Source organism: Eubacterium sulci ATCC 35585 (genome assembly GCA_001189495.1).
GTDB classification, from domain to species: domain Bacteria; phylum Bacillota; class Clostridia; order Peptostreptococcales; family Anaerovoracaceae; genus Eubacterium_B; species Eubacterium_B sulci.
The window spans coordinates 840,880-865,362 of record CP012068.1; the positions used below are offsets into that span (position 1 = coordinate 840,880).

Here is a 24,483-nt window from a genome sequence, read left to right on the forward strand (position 1 = left end):
GTGTTTTTTTGAGAAATTTTTCGAAGTCGTTTGACATCAAATTTAAATAGCATTATACTTGTATACAGGTCTACAAGTATAATAAACTACGGACGAAATGGAGAAGAAACTATGTTAAAGCTTTCTAAAAAAAGTAATCTGCTCGAGCAGAAAAACTATAAATATTCACTTCAGGATGTTAAGAACCCTAATTTATATAGAGATATGTACAGCTATGATCAGGTGCCGAAGGTTGTGTTTAACCACAGAAGAGTACCGATGAACATGCCTGATGATATTTGGATTACTGATACTTCCTTTAGAGATGGACAACAATCCATGGCTCCGTATACAGTTAATCAGACTGTTGACTTGTATAAGCTGCTAAATAAACTAGGTGGACCTTTTGGGCTTATTAGACAGTCAGAGTTCTTTATCTACACCAAGAAAGATAGAGAAGCTGTGGAAAAATGCATGAGTCTCGACCTTAAGTTCCCGGAGATTACAACTTGGATAAGAGCTAATAAAGAAGATTTTAAGCTTGTTAAGAGCATGGGAATCAAAGAAACAGGAATTTTAGTTTCATGTAGTGATTATCATATCTTTAAGAAGATGAATATGACCAGAGCTCAGGCCATAGATTACTATATTGGAACGATAAGGGATGCTTTTGATGCGGGAGTTGTACCTAGGTGCCATCTTGAGGATATAACAAGAGCGGACTTTTATGGATTTGTAGTACCTTTTGTAAATAGGCTAATGGAGCTATCTGAGGAGGCGGAAATTCCTGTCAAAATTAGAGCCTGTGATACTATGGGATACGGCGTTCCATATCCAGGAGTAGCTCTTCCAAGATCAGTACCAGGCTTGATATATGGACTTCAACATTACTCCAATGTGCCTAGTGACCTTCTTGAGTGGCATGGACATAATGACTTCTATAAAGCCGTTGTAAATGCCTCATGTGCGTGGATGTATGGAGCTTCGGCAGTAAACTGCTCATTGCTTGGAATAGGAGAGAGAACCGGTAACATTCCCCTAGAAGCAATGGTGTTTGAATATGCAAGTCTCAGGGGCTCTCTTGACGGAATGGATCCTCATGCAATAACAGAGATTGCTGATTATTTTAAAGCAGAGATGAAATATGATATTCCACCAATGACACCTTTTGTTGGAGAAAATTTCAATGTAACAAGAGCGGGAATACATGCTGACGGTCTAATGAAGGATGAAGAAATATATAATATTTTCAATACGAGAGAAATTCTTGGCAGAGAGCCGGGAGTCACAATAAGCAAGACTTCAGGGCTTGCAGGCATTGCCTACTGGATTAATCAGCACTATAAACTCACTGGTGATGATATTGTTAATAAGGACCATCCCCTAGTTATCAAGCTAAAGGATTGGGTAGATGAGATATATTCTGATAATAGAACCATAAGTATTTCTACAGTTGAGCTGGAAGAGAAGATAAAGGAGCTTGAAGATGATAGAGTATAAGAGCGTTTCGCTAGCTAATCAAGTATTTGAGGCCTTGCAGAGCGCGATTCTAAGAGGTGAATTTGAATATGGAGAGCTTGTTAGCGAAAAAAAATTAGCCGAAAAGCTAGGTGTTAGCAGAACTCCTGTAAGAGAAGCTATGACAAGACTATCTCAGGATAGACTCATAAAGGACACGGTTAACGGCAGTATAATTCTAGGAATACAGCCAAAGGATCTTAGGGATCTAATAATCATAAAGCAAAGAATCGAGCCACTTATTGCAGTTTCACTCACCGAAAATATGACAGAAAAAGAGCTAAATAGGCTCAAGGATATAGTGGATCAGCAGGAGTTCTATAGCAGTAAAGACGACTATGAGAAGGTGATGCGACTTGATACGGAATTTCATGATGCAATGTATCAGATAAGCGGTAGCATCGTTTTTGAGACTGTGCTATCTCAAGTACACCATAAACTTTTGAAGTATAGACTTGCATCGCTAAAGGATGAGAAGAGAATAAGAGAATCGACAGGAGAGCATAAACTCATAGTTTCCGCGCTTTCAGAAGGTAATGCATCAAAGGTAGAGGAACTACTTCTTCTCCATGTTGACCATGCATATAATAGCATAATGAAAGGAGCAACAGATGGGACTGACAATAGCAGAGAAGATAATTAAGGAACACCTAGTTTCTGGTGAAATGAAATGTGGCGAGGAAATAGGTCTAAGAATAGATCAAACTTTGACCCAGGATGCTACAGGAACCATGGCATATTTAGAGTTTGAAACAATGGAAATTCCAAGCGTAAGAACAGATCTTTCCATTGCATATATAGATCATAATACACTGCAGTCGGGCTTTGAGAATGCAGATGACCACAGATTTATTCAGTCAGCAGCAGCAAAATATGGACTATATTTTTCTAGACCAGGAAACGGAATCTGCCATCAGGTTCATCTCGAGCGATTTGCTGTTCCAGGAAAGACTTTGATTGGTTCAGATAGCCATACTCCAACTTGTGGAGGAATGGGAATGCTAGCAATGGGTGCAGGAGGTATGGATGTCGCAGTGGCCATGGGCGGAGGTGCATATCATATCACCATGCCTAAAATGTACAAGGTCAACCTCACAGGAAAGCTCAGACCTTTTGTAAGTGCAAAAGATATAAGCTTAGAAATACTAAGAATTCTCACTGTTAAAGGTGGAGTAGGTGCCATCATAGAATGGGGCGGAGAAGGCATCAAAACACTATCGGTTCCAGAAAGAGCAACCATAACAAATATGGGAGCAGAGCTTGGTGCCACAACTTCCATATTCCCTTCAGATGAAGTAACAAGAGAGTTCCTGAAAGCACAGGGAAGAGAGGATGTATTTAGACCCCTAAAAAGCGATGAAGACGCTAGGTATGATAAGCTTATAGATATTGATTTATCAAAGTTAGAGCCACTTATTGCATGTCCTCACAGCCCTGATAATATCAAGAAGGTTTCGGAGCTAGCAGGAACTGAAGTTAATCAGGTTTGTGTTGGCTCGTGCACAAATTCAAGTCTATTTGATATGCTTAAGATATCTAGCATATTGTCTGGTAAAACTGTTGACAGTAGAGTCAGCATGTCCGTTTCACCAGGATCAAAGCAGGTACTCATGCAGCTTTCAGAATCTGGTGCATTAACTGATATACTAGCTTCAGGTGCAAGACTTTTGGAATGTGCCTGTGGTCCATGTATAGGAATGGGCTTCTCACCAAATTCATCAGGCATAAGCCTAAGAACATTTAACCGTAACTTTGAGGGAAGAAGTGGTACTGCTGATGCCAAGGTATTTCTTGTATCACCTGAAACTGCTGCAATATCAGCAATAAAGGGTGTAATTACAAATCCGATGGATATGGCAGATGATACAAATTTATATAAAGCATACATGAATGTAGTAGTCCCAGATGAATTCAAGGTTGACGATAGTTCAATTATTGCGCCACTAGAAGAAGAAAAAAGGCTCAATTTTGAAATCCTCAGGGGCCCTAATATTAAGCCATTACCAGTTAGCAAACCACTTAGTGATGAGATAGAGGCAGAGCTTGTTATTAAGCTTGGGAATAATATAACTACCGACCATATAATGCCTGCAGGATCAAAGATTTTACCCTATAGGTCAAATATTCCATATCTATCAAAATTCTGCTTTGAAACCTGTGACAAGAAGTTTCCTGAAAGAGCAATTAAGGCGGGCGAGGGAATTATTCTCGGAGGAGAAAACTATGGACAGGGATCATCAAGAGAGCATGCAGCCCTTGTACCCCTTTATCTTGGTATTAGAGCAGTAATAGCAAAGAGCTTTGCAAGAATTCATATGGCTAATTTGATTAATGTTGGAATACTGCCGTTGACCCTAGAAAACAGGGAAGATTACAAGGAAATTGAGCAAGGTGATAAGCTAGTCCTCAAAGGTGTAATGAATGGCCTTAAATCAGGATGCTTCTCTTTGATAGATGAAAGAACTGGCAAGAAATACACACTTTCTGGTGATTTTACAGAAAGACAAAAGGACATTCTGCTTGCCGGTGGACTTCTTAAATACATAGCTAGGAGGTAGATGTATGTCAAAGAATGATAGTATTAATAAAGATATCAAGCTAGAAATAGAAAAAGCTTGCGAGCACCTAAAAGAACTTTTTGAAGAGCAATATCAGAGAGCTGTAAGGATAGATAGTCCTGGTAAATCAAGATATAAAAATAATGAAGCTATTGTAATTGGAATTGCCTATGGAGATGGTATAGGGCCAATAATAACTAGCGAAGCTGAAAGACTACTTAAGGTGATTTTGGCAGGTGAGCTTGAGCGCGGAGAAGTAAAACTTAAAAAAATTGAAGGTCTTACAATTGAGAATCGTATGGAAAAAGGGGAGGCAGTACCAAAAGATGTTCTAGAAGAAATCAAGACTTGTGATGTATTCCTAAAGGGTCCTACAACGACTCCTAAGGGTGATGGCCTTGAAAGTGCCAATGTTGCCCTCAGAAGAGAGCTAGATCTTTATGCAAATGTAAGACCGATTAAGGACGAAGGGAAAAAAATCGATTGGACCTTCTTTAGAGAAAACACTGAGGGAGAGTATGTACTCGGAAGTAAAGGATGCTTGATTAATGGTGAGGATGCCTCGCTCGCTGTAGATTTTAAGATTACAACGGAATCCGGAACGAGAAGAATAGCAAAGGCAGCTATGGATTTTGCTAGAAAGGCTGGAAAGCGCAAGATTGCGATTGTAACTAAGGCAAACATAATGAAAAAGACTGATGGTATGTTCACAAGAGTGTGTCATGAAGTTGGAGCTGATTACCCCGAGCTTGAACTTAAAGATTGGTATATCGATATCATGGCCGCAAATCTAATAAACATGAGCATAAGGTCTGATTTTGAAGTATTTATTTTGCCTAATCTATACGGAGATATCATTACTGATGAAGCTGCACAAATTCAAGGTGGAGTAGGCACGGCTGGATCAGCAAATATTGGAAGTGAGTATGCTATGTTTGAAGCTGTGCATGGTTCGGCACCATTTCTTATTGAGATGGGAATTGCTGAATATGCAAATCCTACTAGTATTTTTACAGCAGTTTGCATGATGCTTACGCATATAGGTTATACTGAAAAAGCTGATCATCTAAGAAGTGCACTTGAGAAGGCTATTAGAGTTAGACCAGATGAAATCAAAGCAAGTGTGTTTACAGATATAGTACTTGAGAATATGTAAAAAAATGCAGCAGATTTAGTCTGCTGCATTTTCTATTTTGTGCTTATATCCTTTGATGCGCTAATCATCATGTCTAATGAATTGTCATTAAAGAATGTATTTGCGTTATACAAGAAAAGTATGTCTGTTATGCCATTTGCTTTAATGATTTCGCTGATATCATCAAAGAAGTATCTTGGGTCTATGACTATAATCTCCCTATAATCCTGCGATAGGAATGGGATGAAGCTATTGGCATAGGAGTCTTTGATGAGAAGAAGTTTTCGCTGTGAGCTTACAGGCGTTTTAATTGAGTAAATTGGGTGGTTGCTTCCACCAAATACTGTATATGTATCCTTCTTCTTGAGGTTATTTAGCTTATAGAACTCGGTTGTCTTCTCCTTTGTATCAGAGTAGAAGATAACGCTGTTCTTGTAATTTTGACCTTCTTTAGGAAGGTAAATCTTTATCATATCGTTAAGTCCGTTGGTGAAGCCACTCTTAGATGCTAGTGTTCCACGGAAGTCGTTTTTGACCGCTAGGGCATCATACTTTATATTGCTATTCAGTTTATTCTTCTTAGCAAAGTCTTGATATGCTAGATATGCGCCATCCGTTGTCCAGTGATGGTCCGTATGATAATAGAGCTCAATTTTTTCCTTATTCTTTTTGAACGTAGCTCTGACATCTACTGGGTTAATTCCGATTGACTGTATCTTCTTGAAGAAATCATCCATCTGTTTGTTTTGGTCCTCGGTTACTGCAAACAGAGGAAGTTTGTCAGACATTATATTTGCTGCATTTGGAACGAGCATGAAATCCATATTTATGTTAGGGTAGAGCTGCTTGAGTTTGGCAAGAGAGTTATAATTATTCTCCATCTTTTTGGCGTCAGCCTTGCTTATATTTTCCATCAAATAGTTATCCTTGCACATAAATACATTGTTTGATTCAGTGGAACCAAGACTGGTATCAAAAGATGATTTTATTTTGATAAACATATTCCTTAGCATAAACTGATCTGCAGCATATGATTCTGCCTTTGTTTCAAATCTTCCGCTAAAAATGCTGCTAATACTTGGCTTTGGCATGGTTTGAAGCAGACGATTTTCCTCAGCAGAAAAATTCTTGTCTGGCAAGAAAATATTAAAAAACATTACCGCAATCAATATGGCTGGAAATACAAATCCGAATATTTTCGCTGTCTTATGATTCATCTTTCCTCCATCTAAAATCTAAAGTATAAAAAAGGATTGTAGGTGCTGAATATCAGGTATGAAACCGAAACCATAAATATAATCAGCAGACTTGCAATCGAAAATGCTGTGCTACTCTTACTGAGAAGTGTGTACATCTTGTAAGGTTTTGGATGAGATAGTACGCAGGCAATAACCATCAAAATCAAATTTGACTTTAGTAGGTATAGGAACTGCATGTTTGCAAATGGTAGCTTGCCTATAAAGAACATGTTACCGATATAGTGCATAGCGCTTGCTAGGTCATCACTAAAGAAAAATACCCAAGCTATTATAACTATCAACATAGTAATTATATGCTGAAGGACACTGGGTAGCTTCTCCATACGCTCTGCAAAAAAGTATTTCTCGGCTATCAGGAAAACTCCATAGTATAATCCCCAAACGACAAAGTTCCAGCTTGCTCCGTGCCAAAGTCCAGTAAGCGTCCATACTACGAGAAGATTGATTATATGCCTTTTAGCATTTACTCGGTTACCACCTAGTGGAATATACAGGTATTCCTTAAACCAAGTGCTGAGTGATATATGCCATCTACGCCAAAACTCAGTAACAGATTTAGATATGTATGGGTAGTTGAAGTTCTCCATAAAATTGAAGCCGAAGACCTTGCCGAGGCCTATTGCCATATCCGAATATCCACTGAAATCAAAGTAGATCTGTAAAGTATAAGCAATAGCTCCTAGCCAGTAGGTGAGAACCGATGCATTTGATCCATCCGACAAAATCAAAGTATGTAGAGCACCCATATTGTTTGCAACTATTACTTTTTTTCCAAGTCCAATTATAAATCTTGCACTTCCTTCACCGATTAGCTCTGGTGAAATCTCCCTGTTATCTAGTTCAGCCGCAATGTCCTTATATTTTACAATAGGACCTGCGATAAGCTGAGGAAAGAGCGATAAATATAGCCCAAACTTTAGCGGACTTTTCTGAGGTTCTGTATCACCTCTGTAAACATCTATTATGTACGACATTGCCTGGAAGGTATAAAATGATATACCTATAGGAAGCGGCAATGCTGTGTAGGAGATGTTTGTGCCTAGTAAAGCATTTACGCTGTCAAGTGCAAAACCATAGTATTTGAAGAAGGAGAGGATTAACAGATTTACAACAACAGTGAATATCAAAGTTACTTTTTTGCCAATTATTCGTTCCTTCTCTATATCAAGCGCCATCGCCCAATTAAAGACAATGCTGAATATCATCAAAAATACGTATATTGGCTCGCCCCAAGCATAAAAAAGCAAGCTGGCAGCAAGTAGAACGTAGTTCTTGTACTTAAAAGGCACAGCGAAGTATAGAATTAATAAAACTGGTAAGAATGTGAACAGAAAGAAGATGCTACTGAACAGCATTTCTGAATACCTCCTCTATCTTTTGTCCATCATCACCGACATAATACAGTAAATATGTGCCTTTTTGGATGATTAAAGCGTTCTTTAGAGCAGCTACCTGCTTAGGACCATAGCCCTCAAAAATCTTTAGCTGTGACTGAATCCTCTTATCGACGCTATCTCTGAAGTTATTTAGCTTGTTTCTATCACTTGCTTTTACAATCAAAAGTTCGTCGACGCTGAGGGCCTCAGGGCTTTTATAATAAATATATCCTTTAGTGCTAGACGGATCTATCTCAATAAAATGGACTAAATCCTGATCGACGCACTTGTTAAGTTTCTGCGATTTCAATTCTTTTGCCATAGATTTCTCTATAGATTCAACCGGAACATCCTTAGCACTTTGAATTCTATAGGCGATTCCAAGGAAAGCAACTAAAATGAGCAGAAAGATTAATTTCTTCTTCACTTTATAGACCTGCTTTCTTCTGCATCAAATCAAGCCAAATAACATAATAGGCAGGCTGAACATGTATGCCGTCACCAGCGTAAAGCGATGGATCATCTACTAAAATGTGAGCTGTATCGATATATGTAACCTTAAGCTTCTTACACATGGCTTTGATCTTATTATTAAAATTCTTGTAATTACCTAGAACTTTATTTGCACTTATTGCAGATTCATCAGGAGTGCTGATGCCGTTAACAAAAATCTTTGTCTTAGGTGATTTTTTCTTAAATTTATTTATAAGATTAGAATATTGCTCTATGAAACTATCTGCATCTCCATTAAAGTTACCCATGTCATTCATTCCATACGAGAAGAAAGCAGCCTTAGGGTAGGTTGCAGCAGCTTTATCAAACATTGCCTCATCCTTGCTAACTGCACCACCGACAGCAGAGAAAACTTGCTCTTCGCCAAGGAAACCATAAACGGTGAGCCCTTCTGTGATAGAGTCTCCGACAATTGCACAGTTTGCAAAAATTGTTCTATAGTTCTTGCCGTCCTCTGAGCCACCGTTTTCGGCTTCTTTCATTTTCTGAAGCTCAGCTTCAACATCTACAACAGTAGAAAAGTTAAACTTAGAAACCTTTGTGATGTTTGCCTTGACCTTTTCTTTAGATATTTTTGCATTGCGATTTGTTTTTAAAAGATTAAAAACAAACATGAAGGCTAGTATTAGAACTGCGAGTAGTACGATAATAGCTCGCAAATTTAACTTATTTCTGGTTGATCTATTGTTCATTTATTACACCATTTCCATTCGATTTTTTCATTATTATACATAATATATCATATCAAAATGAGATATAAAATCAATGTTAATTTGATATAAATTAGTTGATAAAATATTCAGTTTTTCATGAAGCTAAAAGTGCTTGAAAATGCTTAAATATGCTTGAAGAAATGAGCTTTTTGCTGTATTATTATATATGTATTTTTGTAGCTATTTTAATCTTTATTTTACGAAAGGATTTCTAAATATATGGAACATAATTTATCGAAAACTTACGACCCAAAATCGTTTGAAAAGCGCATCTACGATATGTGGGAAAATAGTGGTGCATTTAAACCAAGTGAGGACAAGAGCAAGGAGTCGTTCACTATAGTTATGCCACCACCAAATATTACTGGACAGCTACATATGGGGCATGCACTTGATCATACGCTTCAGGATGTTTTGATTAGATATAAGCGAATGCAGGGGTTTAATACTCTTTGGCTTCCTGGTTCTGACCACGCTAGCATTGCTACTGAGGTTAAAGTTGTGAACAAGATTCGCGAGGAAGAACACAAGGAGAAGGAAGAACTAGGCAGAGAAGAGTTCCTAAAGCGCGCATGGGCATGGAAGGAAGAGTACGGTGGACGCATTACTCAGCAATGTCGTAGGCTAGGTGATTCATGTGACTGGTCAAGAGAACGCTTTACAATGGATGATGGATGTAATAAGGCTGTTAAACACTTCTTCGTTGAGCTATATAACAAAGGGATGATCTATCGTGGACATAGACTCATCAACTGGTGTCCTCAGTGCGGAACATCGCTTTCCGACGCAGAAGTTGAGCATGTTGATAGAGACGGCAAGTATTGGTATTTCCGTTACCCTGCAGCAAATGAGGGCGGAATGGATATTACAGTAGCTACATCAAGACCAGAGACAATGTTTGGCGATGTTGCAATTGCAGTAAACCCAGAAGACGAAAGATACAAGGATGTTATAGGACAGAAGGTTCTATTACCGCTTGTAAACAGAGAAATTCCTATCATCGCAGATCCATATCCAGATCCAGAAAAAGGAACTGGTGCAGTTAAGATTACACCAGCTCATGACCCTAATGACTTTGAGGTTGGAGAGCGTGCTAATCTAGAAATCATTGAATGTATGGACAGTAAGGCTTGCATGACTGAGACTGCAGGCAAGTATGCTGGCATGGATAGATATGAGTGCAGAAAGCAGTGGGTTAAGGATCTAGATGAGGCAGGCTTCCTTGTTAAGACTGAAGATATAAAGATTCCGGTAGGAGAATGCTACAGATGTCATACGCCTATAGAGCCTATGCTATCAGATCAGTGGTTCGTCAAGATGGATGAACTAGCAAAACCAGCCATCGATATTCTAAAGAGCGGTGAGCTAAACCTAGTACCAGATAGATTCGATAAGATTTATATGCACTGGCTAGAGGGAATCAGAGACTGGTGTATATCAAGACAGCTATGGTGGGGTCATAGAATACCTGCATGGTACTGTCAGGAATGCGGAGAAATTGTAGTTAGCGAAGATGATGTTTGCAGCTGCCCTAAGTGCGGAAGCAATAATCTAGTACAGGATGAGGATGTACTTGATACATGGTTCTCATCTGCGCTTTGGCCTTTCTCAACACTTGGATGGCCTGATGAAACAGAGGATATAAAGACCTTCTATCCAACAAGCGTTCTTGTAACGGGATACGACATAATATTCTTCTGGGTTATCAGAATGGTGTTCTCAGCATGCGAAGCTATGGGAAATAGTCCATTCAAGTATGTTTACATCCATGGACTTGTTAGAGATGCTGAAGGCCGCAAGATGAGTAAGTCACTAGGTAACGGAATCGATCCGCTAGAGAAGATTGATGAGTATGGTGCAGATGCCCTAAGATTCATGCTTTCAACCGGTATAACACCAGGTAATGATATGAGATTTAAGGACGACAAGATCGAGGCAGCAAGAAACTTTGCTAATAAGCTTTGGAACGCATCTCGCTTTGTTATCATGAATATTAAAGATGATGAAGGTAATTTCCTGCCTATGGCTGATCTAGAAAAAGTTGAGCTAAAGGATGAAGACAAGTGGATACTAGATAAGCTCGTAGAAGCTACTGCTTATGTGAACAATGCTTTTGATAGATTTGATCTTGCGCTAGCTGGCCAGAGAGTATATGACCTAATTTGGAGTGAATACTGTGACTGGTATATAGAGCTTGTTAAGAGAAGGCTATGGGCTGATGACGAAGCTGACAAGATGCTTGTAAGAGCAGTACTGGTTAAGGCAATGAAGGACATGCTCAAGCTTCTTCATCCATTTATGCCATTTATTACAGAGGAAATTTGGGGATATTTGCCACATACAGATGGAGAATGTGACTCTGAAGGAAAATCAATGCTAATTAGTGCCCCTTGGCCTAGTGAAGATGAGCCTAAGTACGAAGAAGCAACTACAAGAGTAGAGCTTGCAATGGAAGCTATTAAGGCAATCAGAAATGTAAGAGCCGAGGTAGAGGCAGCCCCTAGTCGTAAGCTTACAGCTGTTATGGTTGCTGAAGGTGAAGCACTTGAGAACATAAAGTCTTGCGAAAGATACATCAAAGAGCTTGCCAACATAACTGAGATTGCATTTGTTTCAAACAAGGCTGAAGCACCAAGTGATGCAATGAGTGCAATTATTACAGGTGTAGAGATTCTGATACCTATGGCTGACTTGATTGACTATAACGTTGAGGCTGAGAGACTTAAGAAAGAAGTAAAGAGGCTAGAGGGCGAGGTTAAGAGAGCTTCATCAAAGCTATCAAACGAAGGCTTTGTGGCTAAGGCGCCAGCAGCACTAATAGATGCTGAGAAGGCAAAGCTAGCTGATTATGAGCAGCAGCTTGCAAAGGTTAAGTCAAATCTAGAGATAGTTATGAGCAAATTAAAGTAATTATAAATTACAGTGAGGGGGTGCTTTAAGTGCCAATTAAGAATAAAGTAATTCTGTTTTACAATCATCGCTCCGGTAATGGAATGTTCAAGAATAATCTTGATAAGATAATCGCAAGGTACCAGGCTGACGGCAAGCTAGTTATTCCTATTAGAGCAGCTGACAACAGCCTTACAAATTTCTTTGAGAGTATGAACAAGGAGACTTACCTAGAAGAGTATTGTCAGGTTCTTGTAGCTGGCGGAGATGGAACTATAAACATTTGCGTCAATGCGATGATAAATAACGAAATTGACCTTCCGCTAGGAATCCTTCCGGCTGGTACAGCAAATGACTTTGCTTACTACTTTGAGATACCTAGCAATATAGATAAGATGCTAGACATTACACTTGGTGGCAAGTCAACATATGCGGATGTTGGTGTAGTAAACGGAAGATACTTCATCAATGTAGCTGCTATGGGACAGGTTGTTGATGTAAGCCAAAAGACAGATCCAGTTCTAAAAAACTCAATAGGTGTATTAGCTTACTACCTAAAGGGAATCTCAGAACTTACAGATCTAAAGCCGATTAAGGTTAAGCTCACAACCGATAATAAGGTTTATGATGAGAAGATGTACTTCATGGTTGTAATGAACGGAAAATCTGCAGGTGGATTTAAAATGATTTCGCCTACTTCCGAAATCAATGACGGACTTCTTGATGTAATTCTCTTTAGACCTATGAATGTTTTCGAAATGCCAAAGGTATTTATGAAGATTCTGCAGGGCAAGCATAGCCTTAGCAGAAAGGTTCTACACTTTAAGACATCGTACCTAAAGATAGAATCAGACATTGACATACCTACGGATATAGATGGAGAGCATGGTCAAAAGCTTCCACTCACATTTAGCATTCTTCATAAGAAGCTGAGAATAATGACAGCTGAAGAGGATATGGGTAATAAGTAGAATGGATAATTCAATCAAAGAAAAAGTTGATGTACAGCCTGCACAAGATATAGATTACGACAAGCTCTTGCAAGCAATTCTTGAGATAGGTGAACAGATGCTTATTGCTGGTGCAGAGGTAAGCAGAGTAGAAGACAGCATTATAAGACTGTGCCAAAGCTACGATTGCTACAAGGTCAATGTATTTATAATTACCTCTAACATGCAGGTGACTATGATTACTCCGCAAGGGAAAATCTGTACTCAGATAAGACGAGTTTATGATTACGGAGTTAACTTTGATAGACTTGACTATCTAAATGATTTGTCTAGAAAGATTTGCAGGGAGAAATATCCAGTAGATCAAATTTACGTAGAGCTTGAGAAAGTCATGAGTAGACCTTCAGGAGGCCTTGGAAGAAATATATTTGCTAGTATTTTAGTTAGTGCTGGCTTTGCTGTATTTTTCAGTGGTAGTTTTAGAGATGTGATTTCCTCGGCAATAATAGGAGTTATAATTTCTCTCCTAAATAATATCGTGTTTAAGAAGGAAAAGAACCTCTTTGTCAGCAGCTTTGCAGTATCTTTTATATCAGGAGTATCGGCATTTGCACTTGTACTTACGCGAATAGGCTCCAATGTGAATATCATAATGATTGCAGGCATAATGATTTTGATTCCAGGAATTGCTATGACTAATTCAATTAGGGATATGCTAACTGGCGATATTGCTACTGGTACACTGAGACTTCTTAACTCAGTGATGATAGCTATTTCTATAGCTTCAGGCTTTGCACTTTCGATTATCTTGGGAGGCAGATTTTTATGATTATACAACTTCTAGCTGCCTTAGTCGGTTCTGTCGGATTCGCAATGCTTCTTAACATGAGAGGAAAGCAGGTAGCATATGCAGGAATAGGCGGAATAATAAGCTGGGGAATCTACCTTTTAGGATATCAGTTTACCGAAAGCTATTTCATAGCAAACTTTGTTGCAGCAGTTTTTGTTGCACTTTATGCAGAGATAATGGCTAGAGTTAATAGAGCGCCAGCTACGATATTTTTGACTGCGGCTGCCATACCTTTGATACCAGGCAGAAACCTATATCTAAGCATGTACGGCATAGTTACAGAGGACTATGTAAATGCTAGGATAAATGGAATGACAGCAGTCGCAATAGCTTTAGCAATAGGGCTTGGCATAGTGTTCATAACAGTTATTTTTAAGTTTATAAATCGCTATAATAGCAGGAGGAACAAAAGAAATGTTTGATAAATTTGGAAACGATAGCAATAGATATAACATAGACAACTTTGAGTTCATAGCTAAAACATCGCCTAAGGTGGCTGAGTTAATCAAAGGAGAGTATGAGCGCCAAAGAGATAACATTGAGCTCATCGCATCAGAAAACTACTGTTCTGAAGCAGTTCTAGCAGCTTGTGGAAGCTGCCTATCTTGGAAGTATGCTGAGGGATATCCATACGAGAGAACAAGCGGAAACAAAGGTAGATACTACGGTGGAACAAAGTTCGTAGATGAACTAGAGGAATACTGCTGTGACAAGTGGCGTGAAGTATTCAATACAGACTATCACGTTAACGTACAGCCACATAGCGGATCTCAGGCAAATTTCTCATCATATAAGGTACTCGTTTCACCAGGAGACACAGTACTTGCTATGTCACTTGACAATGGCGGACACCTAACTCACGGTGCATCTGTAAACTTCAGTGGTAAGCTTTACAATGTCGTTTTCTACGATGTTGATGAAAACGGAATCATCGATATGGATGACGTACGCAAGAAGGCTGAAGAGTTTAAGCCTAAGATGATTCTCGCAGGTGCATCTGCGTATGCAAGAAGGATTGATTTTAAGGCTTTTGCAGATATAGCAAAGTCTGTAGGTGCATATTTCATGGTAGATATGGCTCACATTGCAGGACTTGTAGCAGCAGGCGAGCATGACACTCCGTTTGGACATGCTGATATTGTAACTACAACAACTCATAAGACGCTAAGAGGACCACGTGGAGGACTTATCTTCTGTAAACCTGAGTTTGCCAAGAAGGTTGATAGCGCTGTATTCCCATATGCTCAGGGCGGACCACTAGAGCATATAATTGCAGCTAAGGCAGTTTGTGCTGAGGAAGCTTTGACACCAGAGTTTAAGGAATACCAGCACCAGGTTGTTCTAAACTGTGCAGCTTTTGCTGATGAGTTCATCAAGCTTGGATACAAGGTGGTTACAGGCGGCACAGAAAATCATGTATTCCTCATAGATCTTTCGGATATGCCATTTAGCGGAAAGGATCTTCAGGATAGACTAGACGAAAATCATATTACCCTAAACAAGAACTGCGTGCCAGGGGATAAGCGACCACCACAGGAAGCTAGTGGTGTGCGTGTAGGTACTGCACCTATGACATCTCGCGGATATAAGGAAGAGGACTTCCGTGAGGTTGCACGTAAGATAGATAAAATAGTTAAAGAAATGATTCAGGAGTAACAACATGAGAATTGTTTTAGATGGAATGGGTGGAGATAACGCACCTCAGGTAGTAGTTGAGGGGGCTGTTGCAGCCACTAAAGAAATGCCACATGAGATAATCATTGTGGGTCAGGAAGAGGCAATTAACGAATGCCTTAAGAACACAGGTTATACAGGTGATAAGATAAGCGTGGTAAACGCAACTGAAGTTATCACTAATGAAGAAGCACCTGTAAGAGCTGTTAGATCAAAGAAAGACTCTTCTATGGTTAAGGGCATAAACATGGTTAAAGCTGGTGAAGGAGATGTATTTATCTCAGCAGGAAGCACTGGAGCTCTCCTCGCAGGAGGACTTTTCATTCTAGGAAGAATCCAAGGAATAGATAGACCATCTCTTGCTACTGTTTATCCGGTCATAGGAAGCGAACCTTCACTTTTGACAGATGCAGGAGCAAACGCAGAGTGCAAACCTAATAATCTTCTAGAGTTCGGTATCATGGGCTCAGTGTATATGGAAAAGGTTATGGGTAGAGAAAACCCAACTGTTGGTCTTGTAAATAACGGAAGCGAAGAGAAGAAGGGAACGACTCTAACAAAGGCAGCTTACGAGATGCTAAAGAAGAGCCACCTAAACTTTATAGGCAATGTAGAGGCTAGAGAACTTCCAAACGGTGCCTGCGATGTAATAGTTGCAGATGGATTCACAGGTAACGCTATTCTTAAGCTTACAGAAGGTATGGGACTTATGTTCCTCAGAGAGCTTAAGAAGAGATTTTTCGCTGATACAAAGAGCAAGCTTGGTGCACTTTTGTTAAAGAGACAGCTCATGGGAATAAAGACTGAAATGAATTATTCCGAATATGGCGGCGCGCCAATTCTTGGAGTTAAGGGCGCACTACTTAAGATGCATGGAAGCTCAGATGCACTTGCTGTTAAGCAGACGATTATGAAAGCTATTCCTTATGTAGAAGGTAAGGTTGTAGAAATTATAGAAAGTTCAGTGCTAGAAATCGAAGACATTGTAACGGCAGAATAGGAGATTCACTTGATAGGGGATATAGAGGCGAAAATTTCATACGAATTTAAAGACAAGAATCTTCTAGCCACAGCACTTACGCACAGCTCATACGCAGGACAATTTAACAAGCAAAGTAACGAGAGACTCGAATTTATTGGGGACGGGTTTCTCGATGCTGTAATTGGATTTGATCTTTTCACAAGACTAGCGGATAATAGCGAAGGCACTTTGTCAAAGAGAAGAGCGCAGATTGTCTGCTCAGATAGCCTTGCAGAAATTGGTCTAAAACTAGGCATTGACAAGGAAATTTTGCTTGGAAACGGCGAGGAGCTAAACAGGGGAAGAGGCAATAAGCATATAATTGCTGATGCAGTAGAAGCGATAATAGGTGCTGTTTATATAGATGGTGGCTTTGAAGAGGCAAAGAAGCTAATTTTAGCTTTATTTAAGGATACTATTGATAAGGCGGTTTCAGGGCAGCTTAACTTTGATTATAAGACAAGGCTGCAGGAAGTAGTTCAGAAGAAATATGGTAGCGTGCCGATAAGATACATCGTTGTTTCAGAAAGAGGTCCTGAGCATTGCAAGGAGTTTTGCGTTCAGGTGGAAATCAACGATCTTATATACGGTATAGGTACGGGTAATACAAAAAAAGAAGCAGAAAAGGCGGCTGCAAAGTATGCCCTTCAGAAAGGCGAGATTTAATGTACTTCAAAAGATTAGAAATGCATGGATTCAAATCATTTGCAGATCCTGTTGTTATTGAGTTTCATGAGGGAATAACATGCGTTGTCGGTCCTAACGGAAGCGGCAAGAGCAATATAAGTGATGCCATCAGATGGGTACTCGGAGAACAAAGTCCGAAAGCGCTGAGAGGTGGCAAGATGGAAGAAGTTATCTTTGCTGGTACTGCAAGTAGAAAATCGCGCGGTATGGCAGAGGTTGTTCTTGTCATAGATAATTCTAGTGGAATCCTAAATGTTGACTACAACGAGGTAGCAATAACAAGAAGGATGTATCGCTCAGGTGAGAGTGAATACCTTATCAACAACAATCCTTGCAGACTAAGGGATATACGTGAGCTTATCATGGATACAGGTATAGGAGTAGATGGGTACTCTTTGATTGGACAGGGTAAGATTGCAGATATCGTGAGCACCAAGCCGGAGAGTAGAAGAGAAATCTTTGAGGAAGCGGCTGGTGTTGTAATGTACAAAAACAGACGAAGCGATGCTGAGAAAAAGCTAGAATCGACATCGGCTAATCTCGAACGTGTGGATGACATTGTTTCTGAAATCGAGTCTCGTATAGGCCAGCTTAAGGAAGATAGCGAAAAAGCCAAGGAATTTGTAGAGCTTAGAGATAAGTATAAGGATTTAGAGATAAATCTTATTTTAAGAAACATCGCTAATATCGAAAAAAATAGCGAAACATATAGGGCAGATATTGCAGGATTTGAGTCTGAGATATCAAAGGTAAAAGAAGAGAGCGAGGCTCTAATAAATAGATATGAGGAGCTAACAAGTAGAAGAGAACTTTTAGACAAGCTTTCAGATGAGACTCGCGATAAGATTATGGATGCGGTCCAGAGAATTAACTCTGCTATAAGCGAGGGCAAACTCAGCGAGCAAAGACTAGTCGGAATTGAAAACGAAAGCAATATTATAAACTCAGATATTGTTTCAATTAACGAGAGAAAGCTTGCAGAAGAGGAATTGCTTTCTAGCGCTAGCGAGGAATTTGACTATTTAAGCAAAGAACTCGAAAATGCAAAGCTAATTTTAAATGAGAAAATTGCAAAGTATAATGAGCTGGCATCACGTCAGGCAGAAAAACTTGCAGAGGCTGATGATGGAAAACGTAAGGTATTTGAGCTTCATAATAGAGTTAGCGCAAGCGAAAGTGAATCTAAGGGTTACGAGAACCTCAAGAAGACGCTTCTAAGAAGAAGAGAAGAACTAGAAGAACTTAGAGATGAAAATAGCGAAGCAGATAGGCAGATAAGCGATAGTCTAAGTGGTAATCTTCAAGAAATCGAAGAGTGTGAGGCAAGGGTTGAGAAGCTAAAATTAAAGCTTTCAGAGTTAGAGACTAGCATAGCAAAGACATCTGCAAACATTAAAGATAAGGAAGAACAGCTTGCTAGAGAGCGTCTAGAAGCTGGAAGAATACAGACTAGGCTCCATACCATAGAGGAGATGGAGAGCAATTATGAAGGCTATAACCTAGGCGTTAGAGCTTTGATGAAGCAGAACCTAAGCGGAATTAGAGGCGTAACAGCTGAGCTTATGGATGTACCAAAGGGCTATGAGCTTGCTATTGAAACTGCAATGGGAGCATCGCTTCAGAATGTAATTTGTGAAAATGATGATGATGCAAAGCGTGCTGTAAAGTTCCTAAAAGAAAATCGCGTAGGAAGAATAACCTTCCTTCCTATAGCATCAATTAGAGCTAGCAAGCAAGCTATAAGCGATAAACTAAAAGACGATAAGGGCTTTTTGGGTATGGCTGTTTATATTATAAGCTTTGATAAAGAGCTAGCAAATATCTATAGCTATCTGTTAGGCAGAGTTGCTATTGTTAAAGACATGGATAGTGCTATTAGACTATCAAAGGTGTCACAGGGACTAAGATTTGTTACTCCAGAAGGAGAAATTGTAAATGCATCAGGTGCTATCACAGGTGGTGCATATAAGAATAAATCGGCAAATCTGCTTGAGCGTAAGGCTGAGATAAGCGACCTAGAGAAGGGCCTTAAGGCATACAAACTCAGCATAGAGAAGATGGGCGAGGAGTTATCAAAACTCAAAGCTAAGCAGACTGACGAAAGAGAGATGTTCAATGATTTAAGTTCTGACCATAGAGATGCAGACCTAAATCTTAACAGATTGAAAAGCCTTGTAGAGTCAGAAAAAATCAGAGCTGAGGAGCAGTCAAAGAACCTAAAGCGTGTAGAATCAGAGCTTGCTGAGATTGATAAGCAGACCAAGGAAGCTGATGAATTAATTCTAAAGCTTAATAATCAAGCTTTAGAGCTGCAGAATGAAATCGATATAATTCAGGCAAATACCGAATCAGTCCTTCAGGAAATTGATTCTATCAAAGATGAAACCGATAAGGCAAGCGAAGGCGTAACAAAGCACAGAATCATACTAAATGAGCTTGAGACAAGGCTAGAAAACAGCGAATCTGAAAAGAGCAGGATAAAAAGACAGCTTGAGTCTATGGAAAGCCAGCTAAATGATAAGATGGAGGCTCTTGATAAGCTTAAGTTAGAGAAGGATCTGCTTTTGAATAGCAGAGACAATAAGGAAGTTCTTGAGATTTTTGAAAGAGAAAAGCTAGAACTTGAATCAAACCTAGCAGAGGTAAGCGAGGATAGACAGACTGTAATCACCCAGCTTCAGGAGTTTGACGAGAAACAGAAAGGCGCTTTAGATAAGCTCAATGGACTAAGAGATAACAAGTATCAGCTAGATCTAAAGATTAGCAAGAGTGAGGCTCAGCTAGAATCACTGAAGGAAAAACTATGGGATGAGTTTGAGATAAGCTATGCTCAGGCCATGGACTTCAAAAAAGAAGATTTTGTTTACTCACAAGCAGCCAAGGAAGAACGCAGAATCAAAAGTCGTATGAGAGAGCTAGGCGATGTAAACATTGGTGCCATAGCCGAATACGAACAGGTTTCAGAGCGTTATGAATTCCTGACATCTCAGAGAAACGATATAAATGCAGCTAAAGAAGAACTTCTAAAAATCATCTCAGATATGGATAAGACCATAAGGAGGAGATTTAAAGATAACTTTGATAAGGTGGTTGTTAACTTTGAGGAGATATTCAAGTCTCTGTTTGGCGGTGGATATGCAGAGTTAAGGCTAGAAGATGAGAACAATCCACTGACAAGTGGAATTGAGATTATCGCACAGCCACCAGGAAAGAAACTTCAGAACATCAACTTAATGTCAGGTGGTGAGAAGACCATGACAGCAATTGCACTGATGTTTGCGGTACTCAAGACAAAACCTACACCATTTTGCATACTTGATGAGGTAGAAGCCGCACTTGACGATAGCAATATAGATAGATTTGCAGAGTATCTGAAGAACTTTAAAGAAATACAGTTTACACTAGTAACTCACCAAAAAGCAACGATGGAGCATGCGGACGTACTATACGGTGTAACCATGCCAGAGCACGGAATATCTAAAGTGCTAAGTCTGAGACTGGGCGATGATTTTGAGATAGAGTAAGGAGGAAAGATGGCAATCTTAGGAGGAAAGAAAAAAGGTTTTTTCGGAAAACTATCCGAGAGAATAAGCGATACTCTGATGTCGCGCGCAACGGTAGATGAGGAGATGCTCGATGAGCTAGAAGAGATTCTTATAACCTCAGATATCGGAATGGATACGACTATGAGGATAATGCAAGACCTCCGTGACCATATCCAGATTAACCACATAACAAAACCAGAGAGAGTCAAAGACGCGCTTACAAATGTAATGACGCTGATTTTGAACAAGGGAGATAGATGTAAGCTTTGCGATAAGACACCGCTTATAATCCTTGTAATCGGAATAAATGGTGGCGGAAAAACAACTTCAATTGCAAAGCTTGGAAATATGCTAAAGGCTCAAGGTAAGAGCGTAATGTTTGCAGCAGCAGATACTTTTAGAGCTGCAGCATCTGAACAACTAAAAATTTGGGGAGACAGAATCGGTGTAAATACTGTTATGCATCAGGAAGGAGCAGATCCTTCTGCAGTAATTTATGATGCTATTCAGTCAGCAAAGGCAAGAAACATAGATGTACTTATCTGCGATACAGCTGGAAGACTACAGACTAAAAAGAACCTCATGAATGAACTTGAGAAGATGAATAAGGTTATTTCGAGAGAGTTTCCAGAAGCAAACAGGGAGACTTTGCTTGTACTTGATGCCACAAATGGCAAGAATGCTATTTCTCAGGCCAAGGAATTCAATGAAGTTGCTGAAATTACAGGACTCATTCTAACAAAGCTTGACGGAACAGCAAAGGGCGGTATAGCTATAAGCATTACAGATGAATTCAACATGCCTATAAAGTTTATTGGAGTAGGTGAAGGTCTAAATGATCTTAAGCCTTTTGATGCTAGAGAGTTTGCAGGAGGTATTTTTGATGAGTAGACCTATCGTTGCCGTTGTTGGCAGACCAAATGTTGGAAAATCAACATTTTTTAATAAGATAGTAGGAAGAAGAGTTTCAATTGTTGAAGACACTCCAGGCGTAACACGTGACCGTATATACGCTGAAGCTGAATGGAACGGAATTGGATTTGATCTTATCGATACTGGAGGTATAGAACCAGATAGCAAGGATATAATCCTTTCCCAGATGCGTGAGCAGGCGCAGATGGCTATGGATATGGCAGATGTAATTCTCTTTATCGTAGATGGTAAGGATGGAATTACTACAGCAGATGAAGAAGTCGCAACCATGCTTCGCAGAACCGGAAAGAAGATTATTTTGCTCGTAAACAAGATAGATAACCCTCGCAAGATTCCTGATAACTTCTATGATTTCTATACCTTAGGACTTGGCGAGCCAATTCCTATTTCTTCAGTAAATATGCTTAATCTAGGTGATGTTCTTGACGATATAGTTAAATCATTCCCAGATAATAAATACGAAGAAACTGATGATATCAAGGTTTCCGTGATAGGAAAACCGAATGTAGGCAAGTCTTCGTTAATAAATGCTCTAGTTGACGATAATAGAGTTATAGTTTCTCCAATTGCAGGAACAACTAGAGATGCTATAGATACTCCTTTTGAGTGGGAAGGCGACAAATACCTTCTTATCGATACTGCAGGTATCAGAAGAAAGAGCAAAGTAAATGAGGATATAGAGCGATACAGCGTAATTAGATCCATAGCAGCGATAGAAAGATGTGATGTATGTCTTCTTTTGATAGACGCGGAGGAAGGCCTTACAGAGCAAGATAAGAAAATTGCAGGTGAGGCTCACGAGGCTGGTAAGGGAATAGTTGTTGTAGTAAATAAGTGGGACCTTATTCACAAGGAAACAAATACGATGCGCGATTATAGGCGTAAGATAGAGGCAGAGCTTCTTTTCATGTCCTATGCGCCAGTTGTATTTATTTCCGCACTTAAGAGGGAAAGGCTCAGTGAGGTTATGGCAATGGTTAAGTTTGTTGCCGAAAAACGCGCTCTCAGAGTTCCTACAGGACAGCTTAATAGCTTGATTGCAGACGCTGTTTTGATGAACCAGCCACCAGCTGACAAGGGTAGAAGACTTAAGGTCTACTATGCGAGCCAGATTGGTGTAAAACCACCGCTATTTGCATTTTCAATAAACGATAGAGAACTTATGCACTTCTCATATGCTAGATATCTTGAGAATAAGATAAGGGCAGCCTTTGGTTTTGAGGGAACATCTATAAAGTTCCTGTTTAGAGAAAGAGGAGAAAAGGAGTAGGGATGATCAGCATAAAATTTGTTATCTTACTTTTGATAGCTTACATGCTAGGTAATATTTCACCGTCTACAATCCTTGCTAAGGCAAAGGGTATAGACATCAAAAAGGCGGGAAGTGGAAACGCAGGTACAACGAATGCTCTTAGAGTTCTCGGTGCAAAGGCAGCAGTTATAACTCTAGTAATAGATATTGGTAAGGGATTTCTCGCTGTTTTTTTTGCAGGTATGTTTCTTAACCCTATGCAGGTATCTTTCTGTGCACTAGCAGTATTTCTAGGACACGTTTGGCCTTTGTTGCTAAAATTCAAGGGAGGAAAAGGCGTTGCTACAGCATTTGGAGCGCTACTGGCACTCAATTGGCAGCTCGCTTTGATATGCCTAGGTATAGTAGTACTAGTAGTACTTGTTACAAGGATGGTTTCACTAGGTTCTGTAACGGCAGCTCTTGCATTTCCATTTTTAGCGTACTTTATGGAGAAAGAGTTTCTTCCTGCTGGCATTTGCATGGCTCTGATTTTGATATTCAAGCATAGAGCTAATATAGCTAGAATTCTATCTGGAAACGAAAGTAAGCTAAGCTTTAAGAAAAAGGAGAATAAAGGTGAATAAGACAATCGATACAAAGATTACAGTAGTCGGATTCGGAAGCTGGGGAACAGCGCTAACAGTTCTTTTAGCAAATAAAGGCTATGATGTCAAAGTTACGGCAAGAAATATTGACCACATTGCAGAGGTAGAGTATCTTAGATCAAATATTAGATATTTGCCACAGGTTAGAATACCGGACAGCGTAAAGTTTGAGAGCGTGCTAAATACAGCAGTTGAAGATGCAGACATAATTCTATTTGCAGTTCCGGCTCAGCATTTTGCTAACACGCTAAGAAAGGCTATTAGTTCAATTTCTGAGGATACAATACTTGTTAATGTTGCAAAGGGTATAGATATGAAGAGCCTCAAGAGGCTTTCAGAGCTTGCTGAAGAGATTGCACCAAATAATAGTTATGTTGCTCTATCTGGTCCATCACACGCAGAGGAGGTTGGCAGAAATATGCCAGCTGGCGTTGTTGCAGCATCTAAGGACAATGAGGCTGCGCTTAAGGTTCAGGAAGTATTCATGAACGATAGATTTAGAGTTTATACACACGATGATATTATCGGTGTTGAGCTTGGCGGTGCACTTAAGAATATTATGGCTATCGGTGCAGGAATATCTGATGGTCTAGGATATGGAGATAGTGCAAAGGCAGCATTGATGACTAGGGGGATTGCAGAAATTGCAAGACTTGGAGTTAGTCTTGGTGCAAAGAAGGAAACTTTTGCAGGACTTAGTGGCATAGGCGATCTTATAGTAACCTGCACAAGTAATCACTCAAGAAATAGACGTTGTGGTCTTTTGATTGGCCAGGGAATGAGTCCAACAGAGGCTGCTGATAGTATAGGAATGGTTGTTGAAGGAATAAGCACATGCGAAGCTGCATATAAGCTTGCTAAATCTCTGGGTGTAGATATGCCTATTACTGAGATGATTCATGCCTGCTTAAGCGGCGAAATCAATGCAAAGGAAGCTATAGATGTCCTAATGACACGTAGCCCAAAAGACGAAAGAAAATAACT

At 39.7% G+C, this 24,483-nt stretch carries 17 protein-coding genes and 2 pseudogenes; 15 read left to right on the forward strand and 4 right to left on the reverse strand.

What is annotated here, in order from left to right:
* The first annotated feature begins 111 nt into the window (after window positions 1-111).
* From ADJ67_03935 to ADJ67_03950, 4 genes are read left to right on the forward strand one after another with little or no spacing between them, the layout of a single operon-like run.
* Window positions 112-1,479, forward strand: coding sequence for a 2-isopropylmalate synthase (locus ADJ67_03935; GenBank protein AKT46888.1), 1,368 nt, complete (start codon window positions 112-114; stop codon window positions 1,477-1,479).
* The gene (locus tag ADJ67_03940) at window positions 1,466-2,140 is read left to right on the forward strand and encodes a hypothetical protein (GenBank protein AKT46889.1); all 675 of its coding nucleotides are present in this window, start codon (window positions 1,466-1,468) and stop codon (window positions 2,138-2,140) included. The genes ADJ67_03935 and ADJ67_03940 overlap by 14 nt, the downstream gene beginning before the upstream one ends.
* Window positions 2,109-4,055, forward strand: coding sequence for an aconitate hydratase (locus ADJ67_03945; protein ID AKT46890.1), 1,947 nt, complete (start codon window positions 2,109-2,111; stop codon window positions 4,053-4,055). Before ADJ67_03940 ends, ADJ67_03945 begins: the two co-directional genes overlap by 32 nt.
* Window positions 4,056-4,059: 4 nt before the next feature.
* Window positions 4,060-5,211, forward strand: a complete 1,152-nt coding sequence (locus ADJ67_03950; GenBank protein AKT46891.1) for an isocitrate dehydrogenase — start codon at window positions 4,060-4,062, stop codon at window positions 5,209-5,211.
* A 32-nt stretch (window positions 5,212-5,243) separates the two neighbouring features.
* Here ADJ67_03950 and ADJ67_03955 read toward each other — a convergent pair whose 3' ends face one another.
* From ADJ67_03955 to ADJ67_03970, 4 genes and pseudogenes are all read right to left on the reverse strand, one after another.
* A complete protein-coding gene (locus ADJ67_03955; GenBank protein AKT46892.1) occupies window positions 5,244-6,407 on the reverse strand; it encodes a DHHW domain protein in 1,164 nt (387 codons plus the stop codon).
* A gap of 11 nt (window positions 6,408-6,418) precedes the next feature.
* The gene (locus ADJ67_03960) at window positions 6,419-7,804 is read right to left on the reverse strand and encodes an alginate regulatory protein (GenBank protein ID AKT46893.1); all 1,386 of its coding nucleotides are present in this window, start codon (window positions 7,802-7,804) and stop codon (window positions 6,419-6,421) included.
* Entirely contained in the window at window positions 7,791-8,252 is a 462-nt protein-coding gene (locus ADJ67_03965) for a hypothetical protein (protein ID AKT46894.1), read from the reverse strand. Before ADJ67_03965 ends, ADJ67_03960 begins: the two co-directional genes overlap by 14 nt.
* A gap of 1 nt (window position 8,253) precedes the next feature.
* Window positions 8,254-8,637, reverse strand: a pseudogene (locus ADJ67_03970) (hypothetical protein).
* 633 nt (window positions 8,638-9,270) lie between these two features.
* Here ADJ67_03970 and ADJ67_03975 point away from each other — a divergent pair.
* The 11 genes and pseudogenes from ADJ67_03975 to gpsA all read left to right on the forward strand — a co-directional run bounded on the left by ADJ67_03975 (window position 9,271) and on the right by gpsA (window position 24,481).
* Window positions 9,271-11,961, forward strand: coding sequence for a valyl-tRNA synthetase (locus ADJ67_03975; GenBank protein AKT46895.1), 2,691 nt, complete (start codon window positions 9,271-9,273; stop codon window positions 11,959-11,961).
* A gap of 83 nt (window positions 11,962-12,044) precedes the next feature.
* Entirely contained in the window at window positions 12,045-12,911 is an 867-nt protein-coding gene (locus ADJ67_03980) for a hypothetical protein (protein AKT47664.1), read from the forward strand.
* A gap of 49 nt (window positions 12,912-12,960) precedes the next feature.
* Window positions 12,961-14,162 (forward strand): annotated as a pseudogene (locus ADJ67_03985) (hypothetical protein).
* Window positions 14,155-15,396: a serine hydroxymethyltransferase gene (gene glyA, locus ADJ67_03990; protein ID AKT46896.1), complete on the forward strand. Its 1,242-nt coding sequence runs from the start codon at window positions 14,155-14,157 to the stop codon at window positions 15,394-15,396. The pseudogene ADJ67_03985 and the gene glyA overlap by 8 nt, the downstream one beginning before the upstream one ends.
* Before the next feature lie 4 nt (window positions 15,397-15,400).
* Complete coding sequence (locus ADJ67_03995; protein AKT46897.1) at window positions 15,401-16,414, forward strand: phosphate acyltransferase; 1,014 nt, start codon at window positions 15,401-15,403, stop codon at window positions 16,412-16,414.
* Between the two features lie 3 nt (window positions 16,415-16,417).
* Entirely contained in the window at window positions 16,418-17,101 is a 684-nt protein-coding gene (locus ADJ67_04000; GenBank protein ID AKT46898.1) for a hypothetical protein, read from the forward strand.
* On the forward strand, window positions 17,101-20,646 hold the full coding sequence (locus ADJ67_04005) for a hypothetical protein (protein AKT46899.1): 3,546 nt from the start codon (window positions 17,101-17,103) through the stop codon (window positions 20,644-20,646). The genes ADJ67_04000 and ADJ67_04005 overlap by 1 nt, the downstream gene beginning before the upstream one ends.
* A gap of 9 nt (window positions 20,647-20,655) precedes the next feature.
* Window positions 20,656-21,558: a cell division protein FtsY gene (locus ADJ67_04010; protein ID AKT46900.1), complete on the forward strand. Its 903-nt coding sequence runs from the start codon at window positions 20,656-20,658 to the stop codon at window positions 21,556-21,558.
* A complete protein-coding gene (locus ADJ67_04015) occupies window positions 21,551-22,870 on the forward strand; it encodes a GTP-binding protein Der (protein AKT46901.1) in 1,320 nt (439 codons plus the stop codon). The genes ADJ67_04010 and ADJ67_04015 overlap by 8 nt, the downstream gene beginning before the upstream one ends.
* Before the next feature lie 2 nt (window positions 22,871-22,872).
* Window positions 22,873-23,478, forward strand: coding sequence for a hypothetical protein (locus ADJ67_04020; protein AKT46902.1), 606 nt, complete (start codon window positions 22,873-22,875; stop codon window positions 23,476-23,478).
* Window positions 23,479-23,482: 4 nt separating this feature from the next.
* Window positions 23,483-24,481: a glycerol-3-phosphate dehydrogenase gene (gene gpsA / locus ADJ67_04025; protein ID AKT47665.1), complete on the forward strand. Its 999-nt coding sequence runs from the start codon at window positions 23,483-23,485 to the stop codon at window positions 24,479-24,481.
* Window positions 24,482-24,483 lie beyond the last annotated feature (2 nt).